The organism is Leeuwenhoekiella marinoflava DSM 3653 (genome assembly GCF_900129005.1).
GTDB lineage: Bacteria > Bacteroidota > Bacteroidia > Flavobacteriales > Flavobacteriaceae > Leeuwenhoekiella > Leeuwenhoekiella marinoflava.
Map to the genome: position 1 here is coordinate 49,525 of NZ_FQUN01000014.1, position 25,668 is coordinate 75,192.

The following is a 25,668-nucleotide window of genomic DNA, read 5'->3' on the forward strand; positions in this document are numbered from 1 at the left end:
CTTTTGTTAAAAGAAGATTAGAGAATAGCAATGCGATCTAGTGCCCACACAATCATATCTTCAACAATTTTTGAAGGGTTTTTACTGAAGGTTTCTTTTGTGCGGTTTGCCAAAATTGCATTTATAGAGATTGCTTTATGGCCTAGTAAAAGACTTAAGCCATAAATCCCTGAAGTTTCCATTTCGAGATTCGTTATAGATTCGCCTGAATAAGAAAAGCTTTCCAGCTTTTTATTCATTTGAGTGTCTTGTGTTTTGAGACGCAGTTTTCTGCCTTGTGGACCGTAAAATCCTATGTTAGTAGCAGTTATTCCAGAGAAAATATTTTCTTCCTTAAAGTGTTTGAATAACTCTTGATTAGCTGAAATACAGTAGGGTTTGCTTTTTTCTGGACTCCAATTTGTATGCTCTACAAATGCATTTTCAAAAGCAAGATCTCTTAGGGATTCATTCTTATAAAAGTGTAAAAGCGCATCAAAACCCAAAGCTTTTTTACTGATTAAAATAGAATCAACAGGAATTTGCTGCTGAATAGAACCGCTCGTACCTAGTCTAATGATATTAAGAGATATCAATTCTTTTTTAATGCTTCGGGTTTCAAAATCAATATTTGCTAAAGCATCTAATTCGTTAAGAACGATATCAATGTTATCGGTACCAATTCCTGTAGAAATTACGGTTAGCCGCTTTCCTTTAAATGATCCGGTTTGCGTTTTAAACTCTCTTTTTTGAGTTGAAAATTCAATGGTATCAAAATGCTTTGTTACTGATTCAACCCGATCAGGATCACCTACAGTGATAATTGTGTCAGCAATTTGTTCCGGTAATAGATGAAGGTGGTAAATGCTTCTATCTTTATTGAGAATAAGTTCAGAAGGTGCCAGCGTCATTTAGCTGTGTTTAATAAGTTCGTGACTCGCAGGGTTGTATAAAAAGGAATATTTATGTGTGCCACCGTACGAAGAATCATCTTTTAAAGTATCGTAGTAATTTTCAGAACCGTCAAGCACATTCTTACCTTTTGTATTGAGTACTAATTGGCCCCCTTTCATTCTAAAAAACGGTTTAAGTGCTTTGATCATTCGGTTGACTTGTAAATCGCCATATCCATAATAACCTTGATGATTTAACGCATAGCCACACAGTTGTTTAACTGAGCTTATATCGTATAAATCAATCAGTTTTAAAATATTAGTCTCCAAACTGTTTAAGCCTGTGTCTTTATTAGGGAATCGCTCAATATGAGCACGGATACAGCTCGAAAGATATTTAAAGTTTGAGCTTTTTTTGATTTCAGCTTTAAGCTCAATAGGTTTTTCATCACAATACAATTGCCAAATATGATATGCAACTTTTAAATCTTCTGGAGCAAGTTGAATTTTCTTCTCGTAATGTGTTACAAGTTGCTCATCTGTAAGTTCTGATAAAGCTTTTAACTGCGCTTCACCTTTTACCCAACCGCTGCAAACAATATAAATAGGCATTGTGTTTTTTTGCTGTATAAGATAGCTTATCGCAGCAAGCATGTTAATGTGGCAAAACAGATCAAACTCAAACCAAAGTATAACTTCATCATAAGTATTTAGCTCTGAAAGTTTTTTGAGCTCAGAAACAAACTTGTTCTCATAATCGTCTGCAGGGATATTATATGTGTCTTTAAAAAACGTTTTACGAGCATCTATAAATGCTTGCGAACCGACTTCTTTTAGAGTGGGGCCTTCACAAAGCATTTCGCGCCAAATGACGAGATCACCATCTAGTTCTAAAGAATCTAATCGTTCGGTAAGACTATCACCATTTGTAATGTGCAACGTATTATCCCCCATGATTTTGAGCTTAAATTATCCTCCTACACGTTTTACCTTAAACCCTTTGTCTTTTAGAAAAGACATGATTTTATCGCGGTAATCTCCTTGAATGATTATTTTTTCTTTTTTAAAACTTCCCCCTACACCCAACATTTTCTTAAGCTCTTTAGACAGAATTTTAAAATCTGAATCTGCGCCGGTATATCCTTCAATTATTGTGATGGGTTTTCCTTTGCGTTTTTCATACTTACAGATAAGCGGATCTTCTTGCATCCAAATACCAAGGTCGTTAGCATCTTCTGTGTTTTCAGAAGGTTCAGGTTCATGGTCTGGAAAAAGGTTTTTTAACTGGTCTTGTAAGTCCATTAAATTATTTTTTGATCAAGCCTATTTCAACAAGTCGTTGGTGTAAAAATTCTCCTGCAGTAATATCAGGATATGCTTTTGGATGATCGGCGTCAATGCATTCTTCTAAGCAATTAAGCGGCATTTCGCTGCGCGGATGCATAAAGAATGGGATAGAGTATCGCGGTGTGTCCCACTCTTCTTTAGGAGGATTTACAACCCGATGAATGGTTGATCTTAGTTTATTATTGGTGTGGCGCTCTAACATATCGCCAACGTTTATTACGAGTTCGTCTTCATTAGGAATAGCATCAATCCACTCGCCATCATTACGCAAAACTTGCAAGCCTCCTGAAGATGCTCCCATAAGAAGCGTAATCAGGTTGATATCGCCATGAGCTCCGGCACGTACAGCGCCTTTTGGCTCCTCAGTAATTGGCGGGTAATGAATGGGACGTAAAATACTGTTTCCATTTCTGGCCCATTTGTCAAAGTAAAATTCGTCAAGACCTAAATATAAAGACAAGGCCCTTAAAACATAAATACCTGTTTTTTCGAGCATTCTATAAGCTTCCATCCCCGTTGAGTTGAAATCCTTCAATTCTTTTATCTGAACATTTTCAGGGTATTCTTCAATTAGATTTGCGTCTGCATCAGGCTCTTGACCAAAATGCCAAAACTCTTTTAAGTCACCTTCTTTTTTTCCTTTTGCATGTTCTTTTCCAAAAGAAATATAACCACGCTGACCGCCAAGGCCTTCTATCTCATAAGCTTGCTTAGTGTCTTCAGGAAGGTCAAAAAACGCTTTTACTTCTGTATACAAATTGTCAACTAGAGCATCATTCAGAAAATGATTTTTTAGCGAAACAAAACCTATCTCTTCGTAGGCTTTACCTATTTCATCAACAAATTTTTGTTTTTGTGCGGGGTCTTCGCTTAAAAAATCTGAAAGATCTACACTGGGAATCGTATTCATAACAATTAAGGGTTCAATTTTATTCAAGTAATCAAATATATCAAATTTAACCCGCTTCTTATTTTAAAGAGTACTAAAAATAATGCGGAAAATTGAATACTTCATAAACAGGTAGATCAATTTAACTAAATTTAATCTATCTAATTTAAATTATGTCAAACCATTCTTTTAGAATTTCGCAACTCAATTTTAATCGAAGAGATTTAGAGGATAAGCAGCTTTTAAATTTATATGAAGCTTTATTGAAACCTAGATTGATAGAAGAGAAAATGCTCATTTTGCTGCGTCAAGGAAAAATATCAAAGTGGTTTAGCGGTATAGGCCAAGAAGCTATTGCCGTTGGAGTAACTCAAGCTTTAGAGGAAGACGAATATATTCTGCCAATGCATCGCAATCTTGGGGTTTTTACTTCGAGGGGAGTTCCGCTAGCTCGATTGTTTAGTCAGTGGCAGGGTAAAGCCAATGGTTTTACGAAAGGTAGGGATCGCAGTTTTCATTTCGGAACGCAGCAGTATAAAATTATTGGTATGATTTCGCATTTGGGGCCTCAACTAGGTGTTGCAGATGGAATAGCATTGGCTCATAAATTACGTTCAGAAAAGAAGATTACAGCTGTTTTTACGGGTGAAGGAGGTACGAGTGAAGGTGATTTTCATGAGGCATTAAATGTAGCTTCGGTTTGGGATTTACCGGTATTTTTTTGTATTGAGAATAATGGTTATGGACTTTCGACGCCTACTTCAGAACAGTATCGCTGTAAGAATCTAGCAGACCGTGGACTGGCCTATGGAATAGAAAGTCATAGTATAGATGGTAACAATATTTTGGAGGTTTTTTCAGAAATAAAACGATTAGCAACTTCTATGCGTGAAAATCCCCGCCCGGTTTTGGTGGAATTAAAAACGTTTAGAATGCGGGGTCATGAAGAAGCCAGCGGAACTAAATATGTGCCTGAAGATTTAATGAACTACTGGGCTGCATTAGACCCTATTGAGAATTATAAAACTTATTTATTAGAGCAAGGAATTTTAACTGAAAATGCTCACGATTCAATTATTCAACGTATAAACGATGAAATTGATTTAGCTTACAAAACCACCTCTGAAGAGCCTGAAATAGCAGCAAACTTAGAAAGCGAACTTAAAGATGTTTTTGCTCCTTTTGATTTAAAGCTGGCAAATCCTGAAAATACTCGACAGACAAATATTCGATTTATTGATGCGATCTCAAGTGCGTTGGATTTGAGTTTTGAGCGTCACCAAAATCTGGTTTTGATGGGACAGGATGTTGCTGAATACGGCGGAGTCTTTAAAATCACTCAGGGTTTTGTAGAGAAATACGGTAAAGAGCGTATACGTAATACACCTATTTGTGAGTCGGCAATTATTGAAACGGCGATGGGACTTTCAATAAACGGGTTTAAAGCTATTGTAGAAATGCAGTTTGCAGATTTTGTAAGTAGCGGTTTTAATCCTATAGTAAACTATCTCGCAAAGTCATATTACCGTTGGGGGCAGCACGCCGATGTTGTAATCAGAATGCCTTGTGGTGCGGGAGTAGGAGCAGGTCCTTTTCACAGTCAGACAAACGAGGCCTGGTTTACGCACACTCCGGGATTAAAAGTGGTTTATCCTGCTTTTCCTTCAGATGCAAAAGGATTATTGGCTGCATCAATTGAAGATCCTAATCCTGTTTTATTTTTTGAACATAAAGCATTGTACAGAACCATCTATGAAGAAGTACCAGATTTCTATTATACGATTCCATTAGGTAAAGCAGCTTTATTAAAGAGTGGAAGTAAAGCTTCAATTATTACCTACGGCGCACCTGTGCATTGGTGTTTGGAACTTTTAAAATCACATCCGGAATGGGAGGTAGACTTAATTGATTTACGCACTTTGTGTCCTTTAGATTATGAAGCTATAAGAGCTTCGGTAATAAAAACAGGAAAGGTTTTATTGCTTACTGAAGATTCTAGTTTTGGTAATGTGATGGCTGATATTTCGGCTTATATCGCAGAGGAATACTTTGAATATTTAGATGCACCAGTAAAAAGACTTTCTAGTTTAGATACGCCTATTCCCTTTGCTCAAATCCTTGAGAAACAGTACTTAGCTAAAGGCGAATTAGCAGAGGCACTCAAAAATCTATTAGCTTATTAATGTTAAAATTTTATTGAAAAAGGGTTTGGCAAGGTTTTTCGTTAACTGTATTTAACAGCGGTGAGTTAAACACTATTAATTCTAAAAAATCAAGTGTAGGTTCTGAGTAGTTTTGAATCATTACTAACCAATAAAATTTAGAATTATGTTAAAGTGGACTGTTATATTTATCGTTATTGCAATAATAGCAGCAATTTTCGGATTTGGTGGAATTGCATCTGGTGCAGAGAGTATTGCAAAAATTCTTTTTTTCATCTTTATAGTATTATTTTTGATCAGCCTTCTTTCAAGATTATTTAGATAATAACTTAATTAAAATCAATTATGAAGCGTATATTAAGCGTACTTTTATTAAGCGTGTTTTTAGTTTCTTGTGGTACCAGTAAAGTGGTAAAAGAATCTAGAAAGACTCTTAAAGGATATTGGAATTTAGATAATATCAATTATAATAATGCTCCCGGTGTTTATGATGTTACTCTTTTTGGAGATGCATCTTCAGAATGCCTTGTAGGTAGTACTTGGAGGTTTATACCAAATAATAATTTTGGTAATTATGAGATCACCGACGGTAGTTGTACTTTAGGAAAGCGTTATTTTGTGTGGAGTATTCCTGATCAAGAGAATGCAACTTCTTACGATATTCTTTTAAAGCCAACAAACGAGAAGATGAAATCTACAATGAATAATGCAGGCTTTCGTCTAAATATCAATTATTTGTCAGACAATGAATTGACGTTTACTCAAACTGTTCAGGTTGATGGAAAACCATTTACAATCGTAATGAATTTCTCTAAAATTTCAGAATAATTTAAACTAAAATATGCTTTCGTTTTAAGTCTATGAGCTTATTTTGATAGCATATTTTAATTTTAAAATTTAAATAAAAGACAATTATGAAAACTATACTTAAAAATGTTTCTGTTTTGGCTGTAGCCATTACATTACTTACCAGTTGTGAAGCGACCAAAAATGCAAACAATCAGCAAAAAGGTTCTGTAATAGGAGCTGCAGGTGGTGCGATTTTAGGAGCTGTAATTGGTAATAACGTTGGCAAAAAAGGCGATGGTGGTGAACTAGGTGCGGTTATAGGTGGTGTTGTAGGTGGTGTTGCCGGTAATGTTATCGGTAAAAAAATGGATAAGCAGGCACAACGTATCGAGGAAGAAATTCCAGGTGCAGAAGTTGAGCGTGTTGATGATGGAATTATCGTGAATTTTGATGAGAATAGTGGTGTTTACTTTGCTACTAATAAATATGATGTGAATTCAGCCTCTCAACAAACGTTGAATGGTCTTGCAAAAGTAATGGCTGAATATCCTCAGACGAATGTATTGGTTGTAGGTCATACAGACAGTACTGGCTCTGCAGAATATAATATGACGCTTTCTAAGAATAGAGCTCAGGCTGTAACAAATTATTTATCTAGTCATGGTATTTCGGCTGGTAGATTTACCACACAATGGTATGGTGAAGAACAACCAAAATATACTAACGAAACAGCAGAAGGACGTTCTAAAAACCGTCGTGTAACTTTAGCAATTGTGCCTAACCAAGAGATGGTAAACGAAGCTAAACAAGAGGCTGGTGAAGGTCAATAAATTTAATTTTCTTTTTAGGAAGATTAATTGAGATGAAAACTCCTTGCTATATCAATTGTAAGGAGTTTTTTTATGGGCTTTATTTAGTATCTTCAAACAGCTTTGAAAAAGAACCTAAATATTGCAATACTGGGTGGTGGTCTCGCCGGACTCACCGCAGCCATACATCTCAAAAAAGCCGGATATGCTATTCAGGTTTTTGAGAAAGAAAGGTGTCCTAAACACAAGGTTTGCGGGGAATACCTATCTAATGAAATTCTCCCGTATTGGCAAAAACTGGAGGTTAATCCTTGTGATTGGGGAGCTGTATCAATATCAGATCTTCACTTTACAACTTCTGAAGGAAAAAACATAAAAGCTGCATTGCCACTTGGAGGTTTTGGAATCAGTAGATATACGTTAGATTCAAAAATGACAGAAGTTGCAAAGGAAGTCGGTTGTCAATTCATTTTTAAAACAGTAGAGTCTGTTGATTTTGATGAATATTTCACAATAAAAACACAGGATAATACGCTGTATAAAGCTGATCTGGTTATAGGCACTTATGGCAAACGGTCTAATCTTGATATTTCGCTTTCGCGGAAATTTATACAAAAGAAAAGTCCGTGGTTAGGCGTTAAGATGCATTATAATGCTGAAATTGATAAGCGAACTGTACAACTTCATAATTTTGAAGGAGGTTATTGTGGCATTTCTCAGGTTGAAGATAACCGGGTGAATGCTTGTTACCTCACACATTTGGATGCCTTTAAAAAATGGGGAAACCTTGAGAATTTTCAATATCAAGTTTTAAGAAAAAATCCATATTTAGAAGCTTTTTTTTCAGACGCAAACCCACTTTTTGAAAAGCCGCTAAGCATCAGTCAGGTTTCTTTTCAGCAAAAACAGCTCATAGAAAATCACGTTTTAATGTGCGGTGACAGTGCCGGACTTATACATCCACTTTGTGGTAACGGGATGGCAATGGCGGTTGTAGGCGCCAAGATTCTTTCAGAATGCATTATAGAATATGAGCAGGCTAAGCAAAACAGAAATCAACTCGAAAATAATTATTCTAAAAAATGGAATGCAGAATTTACCTCCAGACTTAGAACTGGCAGGGTCTTGCAAGGTATTCTACAAAATAAAACAATAACAAACTATTCTTTAAAAGCTTTGCAAAGTTTCCCGTTTATGATGGATAAGTTAATAGAATCTACTCACGGAAAACCGGTTAGCCTTTGAAAACGAGAAGCCTTATCCCTGAGTTGATGGACGATCCCAAGTTGGATGAAGATCGCTTGCAAGCAGCATTAAAAGACGTGACTCTGGTAAATCGTTATCTGGGTGGTCAACAGGTCACCATAGATGGTATCAAACATTTTACAGGGAAGTTTCCGCAGAAAACATACAGTATAGTGGATTTGGGTTGTGGAGATGGCGCAATGCTTCGAAAAATAGCAGACTATGCCAGAAAAATGAAGCTTGATTTTCAACTTTTAGGATTAGATCTAAACGAAATAAGTATTGCATTAGCAAAATCTAAATCTGTAGATTACCCCGAAATAGAATACCTGCAAAAAGACATTTTAGAATTGAATCAAGACGGCTTCGGTTGTGATGTTTTTACTTCGACACTTACGATGCATCATTTTACAGACGTGGAGATTGAAGCTTTTTTAAAACAGTTTCTTTCCATTTCAAAATTAGGTGTCGTCATCAACGATTTGCAACGAAGCCGCATTGCTTACGTCTTATTTAAAGTCTTCAGCACTGTGTTTATGAAGACGCATATTGCGCGACATGATGGTTTAATTTCTATCAAAAGAGCATTTACAAAAAACGAATTATTAACTTTTACCCAAAAGCTTCCGCTAGAGTCTTATAAATTAAAATGGCGCTGGGCTTTCCGATATTTATGGATTCTAGAAAAACAGCAGTAAAGATAGCAGGAGTAGCTAAAGCAATACCGAAATATCACCGGGAAACCCCTGATATTCTACCTCTTTTAGATAGTTGGTTAGCAGGCCAGGAAGAACGATTTGTGCGTAAGGTTAAAAAGATTTTTAGCAATGCAGCCGTTGATAAACGCTACAGTATTATGGCTCCTGAAGAGGTTTTTACCGCGACTTCTTTTGAGGGTAAAAATGACATTTACAGTCGCGAAGTCATCAAACTTGGGGAGCAAGCTCTTACGGATGCTTTAGATAAAACCGGTTGGGACGCGCAGAGTTTAGATTATATAATTACGGTGAGTTGTACCGGGATTATGATCCCTTCTTTGGACGCATATCTTATTAATAAATTAAATTTAAGGCAAGATATTACGCGGCTTCCGGTTACCGAAATGGGTTGCGCGGCAGGCATTAGTGGCATTTTATATGCTAATGATTTCTTAAAAGCTAATCCCGGCAAACGAGCAGCTGTTATTGCGGTTGAAAGTCCCACGGCGACTTTTCAGCTTAATGATTATTCGATGGCAAATGTGGTGAGCGCGGCGATTTTTGGCGATGGTGGTGCTTGTGTTTTGCTTTCTTCAAAAGAAGAAGATCAAGGTCCGCAAATAGTTGATACAGGAATGTATCATTTTTTTGATGCTGAAGAAATGATGGGCTTTAAGTTGACCAATACCGGACTAAAAATGATTTTAGATCCGAGTGTGCCGGAAACGATTGCTTCTAATTTTCCTGATATTATCGATCCGTTTTTAGAACGAAATGGGATTACGATAGCAGATGTGAATAATCTTGTTTTTCATCCCGGTGGAAAAAAAATTGTTCAGACTGTTGAAGAGCTTTTTGGAAAACGTGGAAAAAACATAGACGACACTAAAGAAGTTTTGAGGCTTTATGGCAATATGAGCAGCGTAACGGTGTTGTATGTTTTGGAGCGGTTTTTAAATCGAAAAATTCCTGCAGAAGATTATGGATTGATGCTTAGTTTTGGTCCAGGTTTTTCAGCACAACGTATTTTATTAAAATGGTAAATAACTTTGAATTCAATACAAAACCCGGTTCTTATTCTTGGGCACTTATTCTGGGAGGAAGTAGCGGTTTAGGCTTTGCATCAGCTCAAAAATTAGCAAATAAAGGTTTGAATGTTTGCATCATTCACCGCACACGCAGAAGTAAACTCAAAGAATTTGAATCAATTTGTGAATCGCTAAGAGGGGATGGTGTTGAGGTAGTGGCTTTTAATAAAGATGCAATGAATGCTGATACTATTGCAGAGATGATTCAGTTTTTTAAAGATAAGAATGCTGAAATTTTGGTGCTTTTACACAGCATTGCAAAGGGAAATCTAAAGCCTATTTATTCAGAAAATACAGAGGAAGTAACCTTGACTGGTAAAGACTTTTTATTAACAGCCGAGGCTATGGCAGTAAGTTTATATGATTGGGCAAGCGCTTTCGCGAAAGCAAAACTATTTAAAGAAAACGGAAGAATCCTCACATTTACCAGTGAAGGAAGTACAAAACCTTTGCCCAATTACGCAGCCGTTTCGGCAGCAAAAGCAGCTCTTGAAGCGATTGTAAGAAGTCTGGCTTTTGAACTTGCTCCTTTAAAAATAACGGCAAATTGTATACAAGCAGGAGTAACGAATACTGAGAGTTTGCAGCTCATACCGGGTAGTGACGTTTTAATAGAACAAGCCTTAGTCCGCAATCCACAAAAACGACTCACAACTCCGCAAGATGTGGCTAACGCTGTGTATTTATTGAGCAAGCCTGAAGCTAGCTGGATTAACGGGGCTGTAATTCCCGTAGATGGTGGAGAACATTTAAGATAATTGACAACCAATTAATAGAATACTATAATGAAGATTGATTTACGTAGCGATACCGTTACAAAACCAACACCCGCAATGTTAGACGCGATGATGACTGCAGAAGTGGGTGACGATGTATATAAAGAAGATCCTAGTGTAAACAAGCTGGAACAACATATAGCAGAACTTTTTGGGATGGATTCAGCTTTGTATTTTCCTACCGGAAGTATGACCAACCAGGCTGCGATTAAAATTCATACGCAACCCGGCGAACAATTAATCGCTGATAAATATGCACACGTTTACAACTATGAAGGTGGTGGTGTTTCGTTTAACAGCGGCGTTTCCTGTAAATTGATAGACGGGCATCGCGGTATGATCACTGCAGATCAAGTTGAAGAAAACATCAATCCGCCTGATTTTTATCACAGTCCGTTGACTTCTTTAGTTTGCTTGGAGAACACAACCAATAAAGGTGGTGGAGCCTGTTATGATTTTCGAGAAATACTTAAAATTAGAAAAGTATGTGATGACCACGGGTTAGGCCTTCACTTAGACGGCGCTCGTTTATGGAATGCATTGGTTGTTACTGATGAATCTCCTAAAGATTACGGGGCTGCTTTTGATACCATTTCGGTGTGTTTATCAAAAGGCTTAGGTGCACCTATGGGCTCTGTGCTTGTGGGTAAAAAAGAGTTTATGGATAAAGCAATACGTGTGCGTAAAGTGTTGGGCGGTGGTATGCGACAGGTAGGTTTTGCAGCAGCTTCAGGGCTTTATGCTATAGAGCATCACTGGCAGCATATGGAAGAAGATCACAAACGCGCTCAGGAACTTTCAGTCGCTTTAAACCAAATAAATGATGTCGCACACGTAGAACCGGTTGAGACCAATATCTTGATTTTTAAACTACGTGCAGACGTTGATGAATCTCAATTTATAGCCAAACTGAAAGATGCAGATATTCACATAAGTGCTTTAGGAAAAGGAAAATTACGTATCGTAACACATTATGATTATACCGCAGAAATGCATACTCGTTTCTTAGAGTTTTTAGGTAAGTTATAATTTTAAACTGCCTTTAATAAAAGCCAATATGCTATCTTTTAGGATAAATATGGTGTTTTGATTAATGAAATAAGGCTCAAACTCCTATAAATTATCGATTTTCTAAAAGTTTATGATTAAATAGGAGTTTTTAAAGCTTAGTGCTTGATTTTCTTTGCGGTATACTATCTTAGTATATAGTTAACCCATTAGTGCTTTTGTGCTAAAAATATTCAAAACCAGTTCTTTATGGCTTTAAAAGTTGCAATCTCCCATAAAACGAAATATAAATATGACAAACGTATTTCGCTTTCTCCACATATTTTTAGATTGCGTCCGGCACCACACAGTAGAACTCCTATTGAAGCGTATTCCTTAAAGATAACACCTGAAAATCATTTTTTTAACTGGCAGCAGGATCCTTTTGGTAACTATCTGGCTCGTGTGGTTTTTCCTGAAAAGACAGACGAACTTTCTATAGATGTTGAAATTTTAGCTGATCTAAAAACAATAAATCCGTTTGATTTTTTTGTTGAGGAAGCAGTTGAAGATTTTCCTTTTAAATACAAAGAATCCTTAAAAAAGGAATTATTGCCTTATCTGGAAATTACAGATGACGGTCCCTTACTTAAAGAGTTTTTAAAAACCATAGACGTTTCAGAGCAGCTTACTATTTACTTTTTAATAGGCATTAATCGTCACATTAACGAGTACTTAAATTATACCGTTCGTATGGAGCCCGGTGTACAAACTTGTGAAGAAACGTTAGAGAAGAAATTAGGTTCTTGTCGTGATTTTGCCTGGTTACTGGTTCAATCTTTACGACATTTAGGTTTGGCTGCGCGTTTTGTTTCGGGTTATTTAGTGCAGTTGAAATCTGATGAAAAATCTCTGGATGGTCCATCTGGTCCTGAAGAAGATTTTACAGATTTACATGCTTGGGCAGAAGTATATATTCCCGGAGCTGGATGGATTGGTTTAGATTCTACTTCCGGGCTTTTAGCAGGAGAAGGTCACATACCATTGGCGTGTACGCCTTCGTTTGAAAGTGCAGCACCGGTAACCGGTTTTTCTGATCCTGCCGAAACGGAGTTTGAATTTGACAATTCGGTGACGCGTATTTTTGAATCTCCGCGAGTAACAAAACCCTATACTGAAAACCAGTGGAAAGAGATTTATGATTTGGGTTTTGAAGTAGAAAAAGAATTACAAGCCGGTGATGTGCGTCTCACAATGGGTGGGGAACCCACTTTTGTATCTGTTGATGATATGGAATCTGAACAGTGGAATACCGCTGCAGACGGACCAGAAAAGCGAAAACTCTCTGAAGATTTATCAACCAGATTGTTACATAAATTTGCTAGTGGTGGGATGTTTCATCACGCTCAGGGAAAATGGTATCCCGGCGAGCCTATACCGCGCTGGTCTATAGGTATTCATTGGCGTAAAGACGGTTTACCGCTTTGGAAAGATGAAAGCCTTATGGCTTCTTTCAATAAAGAATATAACTTACCTGAAGGTATTTCTAAGCAATTTTTACAAGAATTAGCAATCAATCTCGGTATTCGTCTGGAGTATATTATTCCTGCTTACGAAGATGTTTTCTATTTTATGTGGGAAGAGAGCAGGCTACCAGTAGATGTTGATCCTATGAAAGGGGACGATACCGTTACTTCAGTGCGTAACCGTTTAAATAAAATATTAGAACAAGGTCTGGATAAAAAGATAGGGCATGTTTTGCCTTTGGCTAATATTCAAGGAAAATGGGTTACAAACCCGTGGAAATTTAGACAAAACCATTTATTCTTGATTCCGGGGAATTCACCTGTGGGGCTTCGGTTACCGCTCAATTCTTTAATTGAAGATCCTGAGGTTGAAACTCAACCTATAGCAGATCCCGATTTGTTTGACAAACGCAAGCCTTTTGGTCCCTATGGGGAAGCTTTGGAAAATCGTAAAGCTTCCGCGAAAGCGAAAACTAAAGATGGAAGGGTTGATTATAACGCAGATAAAAAGGAGAAAAATCCGTTTGCGCGTACGGCAATATGTGCTGAGGTACGCGATAAAAAACTCTACCTCTTTCTACCGCCTTTAGATGATGCAGAAACGTTTATAGATTTAATAGCATCTATTGAAACTACTGCAAAACAACTGAATATTCCGGTGCTTATAGAGGGCTACGAGCCACCAAGAGATAACCGTCTTGAAGTGTTGAAAGTAACGCCAGATCCTGGAGTTATTGAGGTAAATGTGCATCCTGCGAAGAACTGGGATGAACTTACTAAAAATACGCTAACCCTTTATGAAGAAGCAAAAAAGAGTCGTCTGGGTACTGAAAAGTTTATGCTTGATGGCAAACATACCGGTACCGGTGGAGGAAACCATGTGACTTTAGGAGGGGTTAGTCCGGCTGATAGTCCGTTATTGCGCAGACCAGATTTATTGCGCAGTTTATTGACGTTCTGGCAACATCACCCGGGACTTTCGTATTTGTTTTCTGGTGGATTTATAGGCTCTACCAGTCAGGCGCCGCGTATAGACGAAGGACGACAAGAAAATTTATACGAGTTGGAGATTGCCTTTAATCAAATACCCGAAGATGAAGATGTACCGTTTTGGTTAACCGATCGTTTGTTTAGACATTTATTGACCGATATAACCGGTAACACACACCGTGCAGAATTCTGTATCGATAAATTATACAGTCCGGATTCTTCTTCAGGAAGATTGGGTATTTTAGAGCTAAGAGCTTTTGATATGCCACCACATGCTCAAATGAGTCTGATGCAAATGTTACTCGTGCGTACGCTGGTTTCTTGGTTTTGGAAAGAGCCGTATAAGCACAAGTTAACCCGCTGGGGAACGCAATTACACGATAAATTCCTGATGGAACATTATGTTCGAGAAGATATTCAAGACATCGTAGAGCAACTCAACGCTGCAGGATATCCGTTTAAAGTTGATTGGTTTGATCCGTTCTTTGAGTTCCGTTTTCCACTTTATGGAATGGTTGATATTAAAGATATGAATGTTGAATTGCGTGCGGCAATTGAACCTTGGAATGTTCTGGGTGAAGAGATGACCGGCGGCGGAACTTCCCGCTACGTAGATTCTTCGTTAGAGCGTGTGCAAATTAAAGTTTCAAACTTTAATGACGCACGTTATGTACTTACATGTAACGGTGTTAAAGTACAATTGAGTAATACAGGAGTAAAAGGAGAATATGTTGCAGGGGTCCGTTATAAAGCCTGGCAGCCTTGGTCTGCATTGCATCCAACGATTCCGGTAGATACACCCTTGGTTTTTGACATTGTAGATCTATGGAATCAACGCTCTATAGGAGGTTGTACCTATTTTGTTTCGCATCCGGGAGGACGCTCTTACGAGACACATCCTATTAATAGTCTTGAAGCAGAATCTAGAAGAATTAATCGATTCTGGGATATGGGGCATACCCAAGGCAATTTGGTTTATGCTGAAAAAGAGCCAGATAGTAAATTGGTAGGGCGCACATTAAAATCTACCACTTCAGAAAAAACATTTAATTTTAAAGAGATTCCAGTAAATCCAGAATTTCCACATTTACTAGATTTGCGGAAGAAATAATTACTTACAACCCTGAATATGACGGTGGCTACTAATGCTTGGTTTACCAAGTATTTTACAGACTATACCTACGATGAGATGTTTACCCCCAATCTCAGCGTTAAAGAAGATTGGCAGGAACTTTTAGAGAACTTTAAGCGTATAGGTATTGATGGTTTAACGCAGCGGCAAAATGACATCAACTGGCTGCTGGAGGAAAACGGGGTAACGTATAATGTTTATAACGATCCCAACGGTCTTAACAGACCTTGGAACCTCAATGTCGTGCCTTTTATTTTGCAGTCTGATGAATGGAGCCAGATAGAAAAAGGGCTGAAACAACGTGCACATCTTTTAGATCTTGTTCTTAAAGATATTTATGGGGAGCGAAAACTTATAAAAGAAGGTATTGTGCCGCACGAGGTTATTTATGGTCATAGAGGTTTCTTGAGACAATGTGATAAAATCAACTATAAAATAGATAAGCATTTACTGCTTTATGCAGCAGATCTTGCTCGCGGTAGTGATGGTAGAATGTGGGTGGTAAATGACCGCTCTCAGGCACCCTCGGGAATGGGTTACGCCTTAGAAAACAGAGCTACTGCAAATCGTGTTCTTTCAGATGTTTTTGCAGATATGAATATCAAGCGACTTTCAGAATTTTTTAAAGAATTCAATGAGTTGCTTTTAGAAGTATCACCAGAAAAAATAGAAAATCCCAATATTGTAATACTTACACCGGGTTCTCATAACGAGACCTATTTTGAACATGCCTATTTAGCTTCGTTTTTAGGATATCCTTTAGTACAAGGTAATGATCTTGTGGTGAGAGATGGTTTCTTATTTATGAAATCGCTTAAAGGGCTAAAGCGCGTGCACGTAGTATTGCGCAGGGTAGATGATATATTTACTGATCCCTTAGAATTACGTGAAGATTCGCATTTGGGTGTTGCGGGTTTACTCGATGTAGTAAGAAGACAAAACGTAGCAGTGGTAAACCCCATTGGAAGCGGAGTTTTAGAAAACCCCGGGTTGATTCCTTTTATGCCAGCTATTTGTAAATTCTTTTTAAATGAAGAATTACAGCTTCCGCAGATAGCATCTTGGTGGTGTGGTCAAGAAAAAGAAAAGAAATATGTACTCGAGAATCTTTCTAATCTGGTAATAAAACCAATAGATCGTACGAATAGAGAACATATTCATTTTGGGACTCTGATGTCTGAGAAACAAAGGGAAGACCTTAAAAAAGAAATAATAAAAAAGCCATATCATTTTGTGGCTCAGGAGCGCATTAGTTTTTCTACAACTCCTAACTACAGCAAAGGCACTTTTGAACCACGCAATATGGTTGCCCGAACATTTACAATGGCTGGTAAGAACGGTTATAATGTAATGCCGGGTGGCTTGGTTCGAGTAGCACCAGAGCGTGGAAAACTAAGAGTTTCTAATCAGCGTGGAGGTACGAGTAAAGACTTTTGGATCATCGGCGATTCTAAAAATGAAGAGCGGCAAAATTATAGCTGGAACCGAAGGTCTGCAGTTTCGGTGAGTGGTCTTGACGACCTTCCGAGTTTAACTGCAGAGAATTTGTATTGGGCCGGAAGGTACGTGGGGCGTACATTGGTGAATGCACGGTTTTTAAGAATGGTACTCAAGCAAATGAATGCCCCAGATACAGCAGCCAATCAGCAGGCATGTTCTGTAAAAATGAATATCCTGTATAAGGCGGTAACCCAAATGACCGGTACTTATCCCGGTTTTATGGAAAAGGATAAAGCCGGTAATTTTGCGATAGATAATCCATTAAAAGAAATTATCGCAGTTGTTCTGGATAAAAATAAACAAGGAAGTCTTGCTAATACGATGATGATGTTTAGCAATTCATATTATTCCATTAGAAATTTATGGAGTAGTGATATGTGGCGTGTTTTTGAAAATATTCAAAAATTATGGCGCAGCCTGGAGAACGAAAAAGATGTTACGGTAAATAAGATGATCAAAACCCTCAATCAATTGATTACGAGATTGATTGCGTTTATGGGGCTTATTGAAGAAAGCATTATGGTAGATCAGGGGTTATTACTCTACTTTATTGGTCTTCAGTTGGAGCAAAGTATGCTCACTATTACAAAATGTCGTTCGTTACTGGTTGTAAAACAATCTGGTCAAACCGAGTATGAGATTCTAGAATCTTTGTTGAGTAGTCACGAAAGTCTCAATATTTACAGATACAGTTACCGTTCATTCATACGCGTTGAACCGGTTATCAGTCTACTCTTAATGGACTTGAAATACCCAAGATCGCTAACCTTTTTATTGGGGCGTTTGCAAAAAGATATCGCCAGATTACCACATTCTAAAAAATCAGATACGCTGATGCAATACGAGAAAAACGTATTTGAAGCATTTTCAAGTTTAAGGCTGGCAAATTCAGATAAGTTGGCTGCAGTAGCAGGAGAGAACAGTCTCATTCGGGAAGATCTAGATATATTACTAGAGCAATTAAGTGATTTACTTTTTGAAACCTCACAATCAATATCTAATACGTATTTCAATCATACCTACAAGCAAAGTCAGTTAGTAGATCAAAACTTTCCCTTATAATGCTCTATTCTGTAACGCACACTACTAAATACGATTACGATGCGCCGGTAAGTTACTGCCATAATATCGCTGTACTTAAACCCAGAAGATCACTAGGGCAGGAGTTGCTTGAGTATAAAATGGTCGTCTCACCAGAAGCTGATGAAATTTCAGAGCGTGTAGATTTCTTCGGAAATTATATTACTCGTTTTTCTATTCAAAAGGAACACCGCCAATTGAAGGTTACTACAAAGAGTAAGCTACGCCGCGAATATGAACAATATAAAACGGATTTCAGATCTGATAAATGTGTGAAGATTACGCTGGAGCAAGCAAAAAATTCTCTTTTAAAAACTGAAGCAGAAATTCTTGAGGCTAAACAATTTGTTCTCGAATCTATTTTCATTAAAAAGACTAGTGCAGCTGTCGAAACTTATGCCCGACAAAGTTTTAAACCCAATCGCTCTGTCTTTGAAGCAGCAGAAGAGTTGATGCAACGTATTTATACCGATTTTGATTTTGTTTCAGGATTTACAAGTGTTTCAACCCCCATAGATGAGGTGATGGAAGAGCGAAAAGGCGTTTGTCAGGATTTTGCTCAGATCGCTATTGCTTGCATAAGATCTATAAGTTTGCCTGCACGATATATAAGTGGTTACATAGAAACCTTACCACCTCCGGGACAAGAAAAACTTGTGGGAGCAGATGCCTCTCACGCTTGGTTTTCTATTTTTATACCGGGTTTTGGCTGGGTTGATTTTGATCCAACAAATAATCAAATCCCCGGAGATCAACATTTGGTTGTAGGTTGGGGAAGAGATTATTACGATGTTCCACCTTTAAAAGGTGTGGTTTACGGTAGCGGAAAAAGTAAACTCGCGGTTGAGGTTGATATCTCACGAGTGATTTAAAAATTAGACAGCTCCTAAATATTTTAAGAAGCACATACTACCACCTATACCGCTGTATTGCCCATAATTAGGAATGATATCATAATCACGTTTCTTATATAATGCGATAGCCGGAGGCTGAAATATTCCCGTTTCAAGAATACATTTATTATAGCCTATTTCACTAGCCCAGTTTTCTAAAGCTTCAAGAATAGCACTTGCGTAACCGCGTTTTCTATATAAAGGTTTAGTGTACATTCTCTTTATTTCTACGCTCTTAGGACCGTATTCTCTAAAAGAGCCACAACCCACAGGTATTCCGCTATCGTAAGCAACGACTACATTTTTAATTCGATCTAGTGAATTGAATTGATTATAGAATGCATGATCTTCACCATCAGTTACTTTAAGGGTTTGATCTAATTCTTTTATCATTTTTAAGAAATCGGCATTCTTAGAATCGGTACGTACAAGATTAAGCATGTCTAAAATGATGTTTGATTAGTTGAACTCGAAAGATACATTTCTAGAACACTTTTTAAAAGATTTACATAAAGTATTTTTTTAAGAGTTATCAATATATGCTTATAAAACTGTTGTATATATAAATTGAAGCAGTATAATTTTAGATATATGTAATATATTATCAATAGTTGATGGTATATAAACATCCGATAGCTCAATTGAGATTAATATTGAACATAAAAAAACCTGCGAGAGCAGGTTTTTAAGCTTTTTCAAAAAATTCTTATTTTAAGGGAATATATTCACCAACTAATAATCCTAAGCATTTCAATTCATTTTTAATTCGCTCATAAACACTAGGCTTCGTATAATCTACAGCGATAATATTTTTTTTAAGATTGATTTCAAGGACGCGCACTTCCATAATCCTATTGAGGCACATTAAAACAACTTCTTGAGTACCTTTAAAATTGTGATCTGAGATTTTTAGAGCGGCTTTCATATTCTTTGTTTTGGCGAATTAAACACTTGAGAATATTAAAAGTACAATTAGAATTCAGATATAATGTTAAAGAAATGTTTTAAATAAGTTGATTTACAAGGTTTTAGTGTTAATTTTTGGACTAAACCGTTTAAGTATTGTATAAATACAAGTGCTTTATTGAAGAACTTTATCTGCTAAATAACGTTGTACAGCATATATGTCAATTTCCTTTGTAAATTTTTTACTAACGCTAGGTGTATTTTCACTAGAAATCCAGATTTTAAGCTCAGAATCTAGGTCAAACGTACCTGCACTTTCTAAAGAGAATCTGGAGATACTTTTATAAGGAAGTGATTTATATTCTGTTTTGCTTCCGGTGACTCCTTGTTTATCTATAAGAATTAATCGTTTTGAAGTAAAAATGAAAACATCTCTAAAAAGTTTGAACCCCAATTCTATATGTTCGCTTTCAGTTAAAAGGCGTTTATATTTAGCAGTTAAATCTTCAATAGATACTTCGCTTGCGTTTCCTAATATTTTATTTAATATGCTCATTTTCTTATTTTTAATTTGTTAGTTATACCTAAGAGTTACGAAAGAAAACCAGAAAGAGTTACGTCTTATTTAGTGTTTAACAGTATTTTAGCTTGCGTTTTGTTTTTGTCTTAAAAGTTTAGGTCATAAAAAAAGCATCCACTCGGGATGCCTTTTCTGTTCAATTTATTTTACATTAAAATGCATTTGCTACTATTTGCTCGTACAATTCTTGTTGACCGCTTTTAGGCGTAGGTTCACCAGTTTTTCTCCCCAAATCGCTGAGTTGTTCTAAGCTTAATTCCCCCTTTTCAAATTGAGAGCCGGCACCAGAATCAAATGATGCATATCTATTTTTACGAAGTGCTTTATACTTTGTCTTAGTAAGAATATGGTCTGCAGCGATTAGTCCTCTTGCAAACGTATCCATACCTGCAATATGAGCAATAAATTTATCTTCAAGGTCAATAGAGTTTCTGCGTACTTTGGCATCAAAGTTAATACCACCACCTTGAATACCACCACTTTCTAAAATAACAAGCATCGCTTGTGTAACTTCAAAAACATCTATAGGAAACTGGTCTGTATCCCAGCCATTTTGGTAATCACCTCGGTTTGCATCTATACTTCCCAGCATCCCTGAATCTGCAGCAACTTGCAATTCATGCTCAAATGTATGACTGGCAAGTGTTGCGTGATTCACTTCAATATTTAGTTTAAAATCATCTTGTAAACCGTACTTATTGATGAAGCCTAAGCTGGTTGCTGCATCAAAATCATATTGATGTTTAGTAGGTTCCATCGGTTTAGGTTCAATTAAAAAAGTTCCTTTAAAACCATTTTTACGCGCATAATCTTTACACATTGTTAGAAAACGAGCCAAATGATCTTGCTCGCGTTTCATATCGGTGTTTAACAAACTCATATAGCCTTCGCGGCCACCCCAAAACACATAATTCTCACCGCCTAATTCTAATGTAGCGTCTATTGCAATTTTTATTTGAGAACCGGCATAAGCTAAAACATCAAAATTAGGATTAGTCGCTGCACCATTCATATACCGTGGATTGCTAAAAAGATTTGCGGTACCCCAAAGTAATTTTATACCGCTTTCTTCTTGCTTCACTTTTGCATAATCTACCAGCTGATGAATTCTTTTTTCAAACTCAGCCAAACTAGGAGCTTCGTCAACCACATCAACATCGTGAAAACAGTAATATGGCAAACCCATTTTGGTCATAAACTCAAAAGCGGCGTCCATTTTATCTTTTGCCCGGGCTACCGGATCAGGATTTTTATCCCACTCAAAAGTTTCTGTAGGTGCGCCAAAGGGATCTCCACCTTTATTGTTTAAGGTATGCCAGTACGCCATGGCAAAACGCATATGTTCTTTCAAAGTTTTGCCGGCAACTACCTTGTTTTCATCATAATATTTAAAAGCAAGAGGGTTATCACTGCCTTTTCCTTCAAAAGGAATTTTACCGATGTTTTTAAAATAAGTACTCATAATTATTCTAGTATTTGAATATTGTTTTTCCAGTTTTGATAATAGGCTTTATACGATTCTGTAAGTTGTGCATTAGGTTCTTGAGTGCTGATCAACTGCAGAGATTGATTGGCTTCATTTAAACTTGAATAATAACCAAACCCAAATGCTGCACCGCGCGCTGCACCTTCTGCACCATTCGTGTTATAAAGTTCTAATGAAGTTTGTGTGGTGTTGACAAAAATGTCTCTAAACACCGGACTCAAGAATAAGTTGGCATGTGTAGCTTTTACCAATGAACCACCGGCTCCAATGGTTTGCATTACTTCAAAACCATAATTCATTGCAAACACAATTCCCTCACAAGCTGCTCTGACAAGGTGAGCAGTCTCGTGGCGGTTAAAATTGAGATTATCAATGCCGCTGCTCGATTTTTTATTATTGAAAATACGCTCTACTCCGTTACCAAATGGGTAAAAAAGCAATCCGTCGCTACCGGCATCAACCTGTGAAGCCAATTTATTGAGGTACTCATAAGAAATCAACTGCTCTTGTTCTGTTGAAAGAATTTTGCGCAGCCATTGGTACAAAATACCAGAACCATTGATACAAAGCAAAACTCCATTGCGCTTTTGCATTACTTTATTATTCACGTGTAAAAAGGTGTTCACACGATTTTCAGCATCAAATGCATCTTGATCTGTTACCGAATAAATTACTGCAGAAGTTCCTGCTGTAGTAGCGATTTCTCCAGGTTGTGTGACGTTAAGCGATAGCGCATTGTTAGGCTGATCTCCAGCACGATAGGTTATTTTAACATCTTTAGACAAGCCAAGTTCTTCAGCTAGTGTTGAATCTATTTGAGCCTGAATCCCAAAATTATCAACGATCTCGGGAATCACATCTTTAGGTAATTCCATCGCTTCTAAGACTTCTGTAGCGAGACTTTGCTTTTTGAAATTCCACAGAGCAGCTTCAGATAAACCCGATTTACTAATCTGGGCTACGCCCGAAAATTTAGCCGCTATATAATCTCCCGGAAGCATCATATAAGCTACACTCTTAAATAACTCAGGCTCGTTGTTCTGAACCCATTTTAGTTTTGAAGCTGTAAAATTTCCCGGACTTTGCAATACCCTGTCCTGAAAAAATGCGGTTCCTTTTTCAGTATATATTTCTGAGCCTATAGGCGCAGCCCGGCTGTCACACCAAATTATAGAAGGTCGTAAAACGTTTAAATTTTCATCGGTTAGAACCAAACCGTGCATTTGATAAGAAATCCCTAACGCCTGAATACGATCTACAGCAACACCTCCTGCTTTTAATTTCTTTATTCCATCGCAGATGTATTCCCACCAGAGTTGGGGGTCTTGCTCTGCCCAGCCGGATTTTGGGGCGTGCATTTGCATTTCATGATCAGGTACCGTTGTATTTGCAATTGCTTTACCACTGTTACCATCAAGAACGGCCAACTTAATAGAAGAGCTTCCTAGATCGATTCCTAAAAAATACATAGGTGTTTCTGAATTAATTACGTTAAATAATTTTCTTATAGTTTATTTGACTACAAGTATACGTATAAAAATCTATTCCGTATAATTTTTATAATTTAGAGCATTCAAAAAATCCAACCCTAGATTTAATTATAGATTCATGAATATTCCTTCACCAGCCGAAAAGGCTGCTATTTTAGAGAGCATTACCATAGATTGTGTAATTTTTGGTTTTAGAGCAGGTAATCTTGAAGTCTTGCTGGTGCGACACGGTGAGGGTATAAGTAAAGATAAATGGGGACTTCCCGGCGGATGGATTTATAATACTGAGAGTACAGATGATGCTGCAAACAGGCTTTTGCTAGAATTAACCGGAATCAAAGATATTTACTTAGAGCAATTGCGCGCCTTTAGTGATCCAGATCGTTTTCCGCTGTCGCGGGTAATAACAGTGGGTTATTATGCGCTCATTAAAGAAGAAGATTATGACCTTAAAGCAGGAGCTACCGCATCTGAAGTGGCTTGGTTTAAAGTTTCAGAGGTAAAAGATTTAATCTATGATCATGCTCAGATTCTAGAAATTGGTCTTAGACGCTTGCGAAGAAGAATCAAACAAGAACCCATAGGTTTTAACTTACTCCCACAAAAATTTACCTTGTTGCAACTGATGCATCTCTATGAAGAAATTCTGGGTAAAGAGATGGATAAACCCAACTTTCGACGAAAGATTTTAAAAATGAATTTATTAACTCCGTTGAACGAAAAGCAAAAAGATGTTTCACACAGAGCTGCAAAACTGTATCAATTCAATCCGGAAACCTATCAACAACTTCAAGAGAAAGGATTTAATTTTGAATTTTAAAATTCAAACCTAAGCATAAAAAAAAGCCTTTACAGAATAGCGCTGTAAGGGCTTTTTTATTTTAAAAATTTGTTATTCCCAACCGCCACCAAGACTTCGGTACAATTCTATGTTAGCAATGAGAATTTGCTTTTTAGTATTAATCTCATTGAGTTCACTTTCTAAAGCATCACTCTGTGCAGTAATAACTTCAAGGTAATTTGCAAAACCACCTCTAAACAGTAACGCTGCATCTTTTAGTCCTTTTTGAGTAACGTCGATGCGCTCTTGAGCGATCTTATATTCTTCCTTTAATTTATTAATTCGGGTTAATGAATTAGAAACATCTTCAACCGCAGCTATCAAATTATCTTTAAACTCCAGTTGTGCAATTTCACGCTCAGTCAAAGCAACGCGATAATTGGTTTTGAGCTTTCTGTTATTGAAAATAGGCTGAAAAATAGAACCATTAAGTAATGCAAATGCAGAACTCACAGGATCTAGAAAATTGCTCAATTCCATTGAATTTAAACCCAAGCCGGCACCAATAGACAGAGACGGATATTTTAATGCTTCGGCAACTCCGGTTTTGGCATTTCTTGCGATAAGCTCATATTCGGCCATCGCAACATCAGGTCTGTTTTTTATAAGTTCTAACGGGATACCCGTTTTATATCTTTTCTGAAATTCAATTTCATCAAAATCTACATTCAATTCAATAGGTCTGGGTGATCTGCCTAACAAGCGATTGAGTTTATTTTCCTGAACGGTGTATTGACGTTCTAATTGAGGAATCAAAGATTTTGCTTTTAGCTGTTGCGATTTGGTCTGCTGAAGCGCCAAAGATGTCGTTTCACCTGCATCATACTGTAGTTTTACAATATTAAATGTACTGTCGTTCAACGCATAGTTTTTCTGAGCAACTTCAACTTGAGACTTCAACATTATCAGATTGTAATACGTTGAAGCTACTTCAGCAATAAGCTCAGTTTGAATCAATTTTTTAAACTCCTGACTTTTCATAAAATCAGCTCGTGCAGCTTCTTTTTGCCATCTTAATTTTCCCCAAATATCTACTTCCCAATTCGCCTGAAGGGCAGAAGTATATTCTAAACGTTCTGTATATAAACTTGTTGGTGCATTCTCTCCGTGATTTCTTCTAGAGCGGTTAGAACCGTAGTTATTATAATTTTCAGAATAATATTCTCTTCCAAAGCCTGCCGGAGTAGCATTTACAGAAGGTAGAAAGTTAGCTTTAGATTGCGCTAAATATTCCAGACCTATATCCATATTACGCATCGCTTTTTGTAAATCTATATTGTTTACTAAAGCCGTGTCAACGAGTGCTACAAGCGTGGTGTCTTCAATAAAATCTCTCCACGGAATGCTAGACATTAATAAACTATCTCGAGTCACTGAAGCTTCAGCTAGTGAATCATTTAAAATAGAATCTTTTACATAAAACTCTTCGGAAACTTCTTCAAAATTAGGACGCTCATATTTTTCACCGACTTTACAGCTCGCTAAAACCAGTATGCTTAATAAAATGAAGGCAGCTTTACTCATCAGGTTTTTAATGTTCGGTTTTCTCTTTTTTGTATATATATTAATATTAGATTTCATA

Annotated in this window: 23 protein-coding genes; 13 read left to right on the forward strand and 10 right to left on the reverse strand. The window is 37.1% G+C overall.

Translation table 11 applies throughout. The features are described 5' to 3' along the window. Positions 1 to 17: 17 nt before the first annotated feature. From BUB91_RS13370 to BUB91_RS13385, 4 genes are read right to left on the reverse strand one after another with little or no spacing between them, the layout of a single operon-like run. The gene (locus tag BUB91_RS13370) at positions 18 to 890 is read right to left on the reverse strand and encodes a nucleoside phosphorylase (protein ID WP_073099798.1); all 873 of its coding nucleotides are present in this window, start codon (positions 888 to 890) and stop codon (positions 18 to 20) included. Then, positions 891 to 1,826: a DUF1835 domain-containing protein gene (locus BUB91_RS13375; protein WP_073099799.1), complete on the reverse strand. Its 936-nt coding sequence runs from the start codon at positions 1,824 to 1,826 to the stop codon at positions 891 to 893. It lies immediately after the preceding gene. Positions 1,827 to 1,841: 15 nt separating this feature from the next. Further along, positions 1,842 to 2,174 (reverse strand): translation initiation factor, encoded by a 333-nt coding sequence (locus BUB91_RS13380; protein ID WP_073099800.1) that lies wholly within the window; start codon positions 2,172 to 2,174, stop codon positions 1,842 to 1,844. Positions 2,175 to 2,178: 4 nt separating this feature from the next. Continuing rightward, positions 2,179 to 3,129: an isopenicillin N synthase family dioxygenase gene (locus tag BUB91_RS13385; RefSeq protein ID WP_073099882.1), complete on the reverse strand. Its 951-nt coding sequence runs from the start codon at positions 3,127 to 3,129 to the stop codon at positions 2,179 to 2,181. A gap of 152 nt (positions 3,130 to 3,281) precedes the next feature. On the opposite strand from BUB91_RS13385, the gene BUB91_RS13390 reads away from it, so the two are divergent. The 12 genes from BUB91_RS13390 (at position 3,282) to BUB91_RS13445 (ending at position 18,762) form a co-directional block, all read left to right on the forward strand. After that, positions 3,282 to 5,291 (forward strand): alpha-ketoacid dehydrogenase subunit alpha/beta, encoded by a 2,010-nt coding sequence (locus BUB91_RS13390; protein ID WP_073099801.1) that lies wholly within the window; start codon positions 3,282 to 3,284, stop codon positions 5,289 to 5,291. Positions 5,292 to 5,436: 145 nt separating this feature from the next. Then, a complete protein-coding gene (locus BUB91_RS13395; RefSeq protein ID WP_073099802.1) occupies positions 5,437 to 5,595 on the forward strand; it encodes a DUF1328 family protein in 159 nt (52 codons plus the stop codon). Between the two features lie 20 nt (positions 5,596 to 5,615). After that, positions 5,616 to 6,098, forward strand: a complete 483-nt coding sequence (locus BUB91_RS13400) for a lipocalin family protein (protein WP_073099803.1) — start codon at positions 5,616 to 5,618, stop codon at positions 6,096 to 6,098. An 86-nt stretch (positions 6,099 to 6,184) separates the two neighbouring features. After that, complete coding sequence (locus BUB91_RS13405) at positions 6,185 to 6,889, forward strand: YiaD family glycine zipper/OmpA-like lipoprotein (protein ID WP_073099804.1); 705 nt, start codon at positions 6,185 to 6,187, stop codon at positions 6,887 to 6,889. A 102-nt stretch (positions 6,890 to 6,991) separates the two neighbouring features. Continuing rightward, positions 6,992 to 8,113 (forward strand): NAD(P)/FAD-dependent oxidoreductase, encoded by a 1,122-nt coding sequence (locus tag BUB91_RS13410; RefSeq protein ID WP_073099805.1) that lies wholly within the window; start codon positions 6,992 to 6,994, stop codon positions 8,111 to 8,113. Continuing rightward, on the forward strand, positions 8,110 to 8,811 hold the full coding sequence (locus BUB91_RS13415) for a methyltransferase domain-containing protein (protein ID WP_083557948.1): 702 nt from the start codon (positions 8,110 to 8,112) through the stop codon (positions 8,809 to 8,811). Before BUB91_RS13410 ends, BUB91_RS13415 begins: the two co-directional genes overlap by 4 nt. Then, positions 8,787 to 9,854: a type III polyketide synthase gene (locus BUB91_RS13420; protein ID WP_073099807.1), complete on the forward strand. Its 1,068-nt coding sequence runs from the start codon at positions 8,787 to 8,789 to the stop codon at positions 9,852 to 9,854. Before BUB91_RS13415 ends, BUB91_RS13420 begins: the two co-directional genes overlap by 25 nt. Next, a complete protein-coding gene (locus tag BUB91_RS13425) occupies positions 9,848 to 10,657 on the forward strand; it encodes an SDR family oxidoreductase (protein ID WP_073099808.1) in 810 nt (269 codons plus the stop codon). Before BUB91_RS13420 ends, BUB91_RS13425 begins: the two co-directional genes overlap by 7 nt. 27 nt (positions 10,658 to 10,684) lie before the next feature. Beyond that, a complete protein-coding gene (locus tag BUB91_RS13430; protein WP_073099809.1) occupies positions 10,685 to 11,704 on the forward strand; it encodes a threonine aldolase family protein in 1,020 nt (339 codons plus the stop codon). Between the two features lie 228 nt (positions 11,705 to 11,932). Continuing rightward, positions 11,933 to 15,289, forward strand: coding sequence for a transglutaminase family protein (locus tag BUB91_RS13435; protein ID WP_073099810.1), 3,357 nt, complete (start codon positions 11,933 to 11,935; stop codon positions 15,287 to 15,289). An 18-nt stretch (positions 15,290 to 15,307) separates the two neighbouring features. Beyond that, positions 15,308 to 17,872: a circularly permuted type 2 ATP-grasp protein gene (locus BUB91_RS13440; RefSeq protein WP_073099811.1), complete on the forward strand. Its 2,565-nt coding sequence runs from the start codon at positions 15,308 to 15,310 to the stop codon at positions 17,870 to 17,872. Continuing rightward, positions 17,872 to 18,762 carry a transglutaminase family protein gene (locus BUB91_RS13445; RefSeq protein ID WP_073099812.1) on the forward strand — a complete coding sequence of 297 codons (891 nt, stop codon included), beginning with the start codon at positions 17,872 to 17,874 and terminating at the stop codon, positions 18,760 to 18,762. The genes BUB91_RS13440 and BUB91_RS13445 overlap by 1 nt, the downstream gene beginning before the upstream one ends. A gap of 3 nt (positions 18,763 to 18,765) precedes the next feature. On the opposite strand, the gene BUB91_RS13450 is transcribed toward BUB91_RS13445, so the two are convergent. The 5 genes from BUB91_RS13450 to BUB91_RS13470 all read right to left on the reverse strand — a co-directional run bounded on the left by BUB91_RS13450 (position 18,766) and on the right by BUB91_RS13470 (position 23,224). Then, the gene (locus BUB91_RS13450; protein ID WP_073099813.1) at positions 18,766 to 19,224 is read right to left on the reverse strand and encodes a GNAT family N-acetyltransferase; all 459 of its coding nucleotides are present in this window, start codon (positions 19,222 to 19,224) and stop codon (positions 18,766 to 18,768) included. A gap of 265 nt (positions 19,225 to 19,489) precedes the next feature. Further along, positions 19,490 to 19,708 carry a hypothetical protein gene (locus BUB91_RS13455; protein WP_073099814.1) on the reverse strand — a complete coding sequence of 73 codons (219 nt, stop codon included), beginning with the start codon at positions 19,706 to 19,708 and terminating at the stop codon, positions 19,490 to 19,492. A gap of 156 nt (positions 19,709 to 19,864) precedes the next feature. Next, positions 19,865 to 20,245 (reverse strand): PH domain-containing protein, encoded by a 381-nt coding sequence (locus BUB91_RS13460; RefSeq protein WP_073099815.1) that lies wholly within the window; start codon positions 20,243 to 20,245, stop codon positions 19,865 to 19,867. A 175-nt stretch (positions 20,246 to 20,420) separates the two neighbouring features. Next, on the reverse strand, positions 20,421 to 21,731 hold the full coding sequence (gene xylA / locus BUB91_RS13465; protein WP_073099816.1) for a xylose isomerase: 1,311 nt from the start codon (positions 21,729 to 21,731) through the stop codon (positions 20,421 to 20,423). A gap of 2 nt (positions 21,732 to 21,733) precedes the next feature. Then, positions 21,734 to 23,224, reverse strand: a complete 1,491-nt coding sequence (locus BUB91_RS13470; protein WP_073099817.1) for a xylulokinase — start codon at positions 23,222 to 23,224, stop codon at positions 21,734 to 21,736. Positions 23,225 to 23,363: 139 nt separating this feature from the next. Here BUB91_RS13470 and BUB91_RS13475 point away from each other — a divergent pair, with 139 nt between their 5' ends. Then, positions 23,364 to 24,065 (forward strand): NUDIX hydrolase, encoded by a 702-nt coding sequence (locus BUB91_RS13475; protein ID WP_073099818.1) that lies wholly within the window; start codon positions 23,364 to 23,366, stop codon positions 24,063 to 24,065. Between the two features lie 72 nt (positions 24,066 to 24,137). Here BUB91_RS13475 and BUB91_RS13480 read toward each other — a convergent pair whose 3' ends face one another. Next, positions 24,138 to 25,667: a TolC family protein gene (locus tag BUB91_RS13480; protein WP_083557949.1), complete on the reverse strand. Its 1,530-nt coding sequence runs from the start codon at positions 25,665 to 25,667 to the stop codon at positions 24,138 to 24,140. Position 25,668 lies beyond the last annotated feature (1 nt).

Coding starts and splice junctions, on each gene's coding strand:
- BUB91_RS13370 (WP_073099798.1), bottom strand. CDS start 890: ATGACGCTGGCACCTTCTGAACTTATTCTCAATAAAGATAGAAGCATT.
- BUB91_RS13375 (WP_073099799.1), bottom strand. CDS start 1,826: ATGGGGGATAATACGTTGCACATTACAAATGGTGATAGTCTTACCGAA.
- BUB91_RS13380 (WP_073099800.1), bottom strand. CDS start 2,174: ATGGACTTACAAGACCAGTTAAAAAACCTTTTTCCAGACCATGAACCT.
- BUB91_RS13385 (WP_073099882.1), bottom strand. CDS start 3,129: ATGAATACGATTCCCAGTGTAGATCTTTCAGATTTTTTAAGCGAAGAC.
- BUB91_RS13390 (WP_073099801.1), top strand. CDS start 3,282: ATGTCAAACCATTCTTTTAGAATTTCGCAACTCAATTTTAATCGAAGA.
- BUB91_RS13395 (WP_073099802.1), top strand. CDS start 5,437: ATGTTAAAGTGGACTGTTATATTTATCGTTATTGCAATAATAGCAGCA.
- BUB91_RS13400 (WP_073099803.1), top strand. CDS start 5,616: ATGAAGCGTATATTAAGCGTACTTTTATTAAGCGTGTTTTTAGTTTCT.
- BUB91_RS13405 (WP_073099804.1), top strand. CDS start 6,185: ATGAAAACTATACTTAAAAATGTTTCTGTTTTGGCTGTAGCCATTACA.
- BUB91_RS13420 (WP_073099807.1), top strand. CDS start 8,787: ATGGATTCTAGAAAAACAGCAGTAAAGATAGCAGGAGTAGCTAAAGCA.
- BUB91_RS13425 (WP_073099808.1), top strand. CDS start 9,848: ATGGTAAATAACTTTGAATTCAATACAAAACCCGGTTCTTATTCTTGG.
- BUB91_RS13430 (WP_073099809.1), top strand. CDS start 10,685: ATGAAGATTGATTTACGTAGCGATACCGTTACAAAACCAACACCCGCA.
- BUB91_RS13435 (WP_073099810.1), top strand. CDS start 11,933: ATGGCTTTAAAAGTTGCAATCTCCCATAAAACGAAATATAAATATGAC.
- BUB91_RS13440 (WP_073099811.1), top strand. CDS start 15,308: ATGACGGTGGCTACTAATGCTTGGTTTACCAAGTATTTTACAGACTAT.
- BUB91_RS13445 (WP_073099812.1), top strand. CDS start 17,872: ATGCTCTATTCTGTAACGCACACTACTAAATACGATTACGATGCGCCG.
- BUB91_RS13450 (WP_073099813.1), bottom strand. CDS start 19,224: ATGCTTAATCTTGTACGTACCGATTCTAAGAATGCCGATTTCTTAAAA.
- BUB91_RS13455 (WP_073099814.1), bottom strand. CDS start 19,708: ATGAAAGCCGCTCTAAAAATCTCAGATCACAATTTTAAAGGTACTCAA.
- BUB91_RS13460 (WP_073099815.1), bottom strand. CDS start 20,245: ATGAGCATATTAAATAAAATATTAGGAAACGCAAGCGAAGTATCTATT.
- xylA (WP_073099816.1), bottom strand. CDS start 21,731: ATGAGTACTTATTTTAAAAACATCGGTAAAATTCCTTTTGAAGGAAAA.
- BUB91_RS13470 (WP_073099817.1), bottom strand. CDS start 23,224: ATGTATTTTTTAGGAATCGATCTAGGAAGCTCTTCTATTAAGTTGGCC.
- BUB91_RS13475 (WP_073099818.1), top strand. CDS start 23,364: ATGAATATTCCTTCACCAGCCGAAAAGGCTGCTATTTTAGAGAGCATT.
- BUB91_RS13480 (WP_083557949.1), bottom strand. CDS start 25,667: ATGAAATCTAATATTAATATATATACAAAAAAGAGAAAACCGAACATT.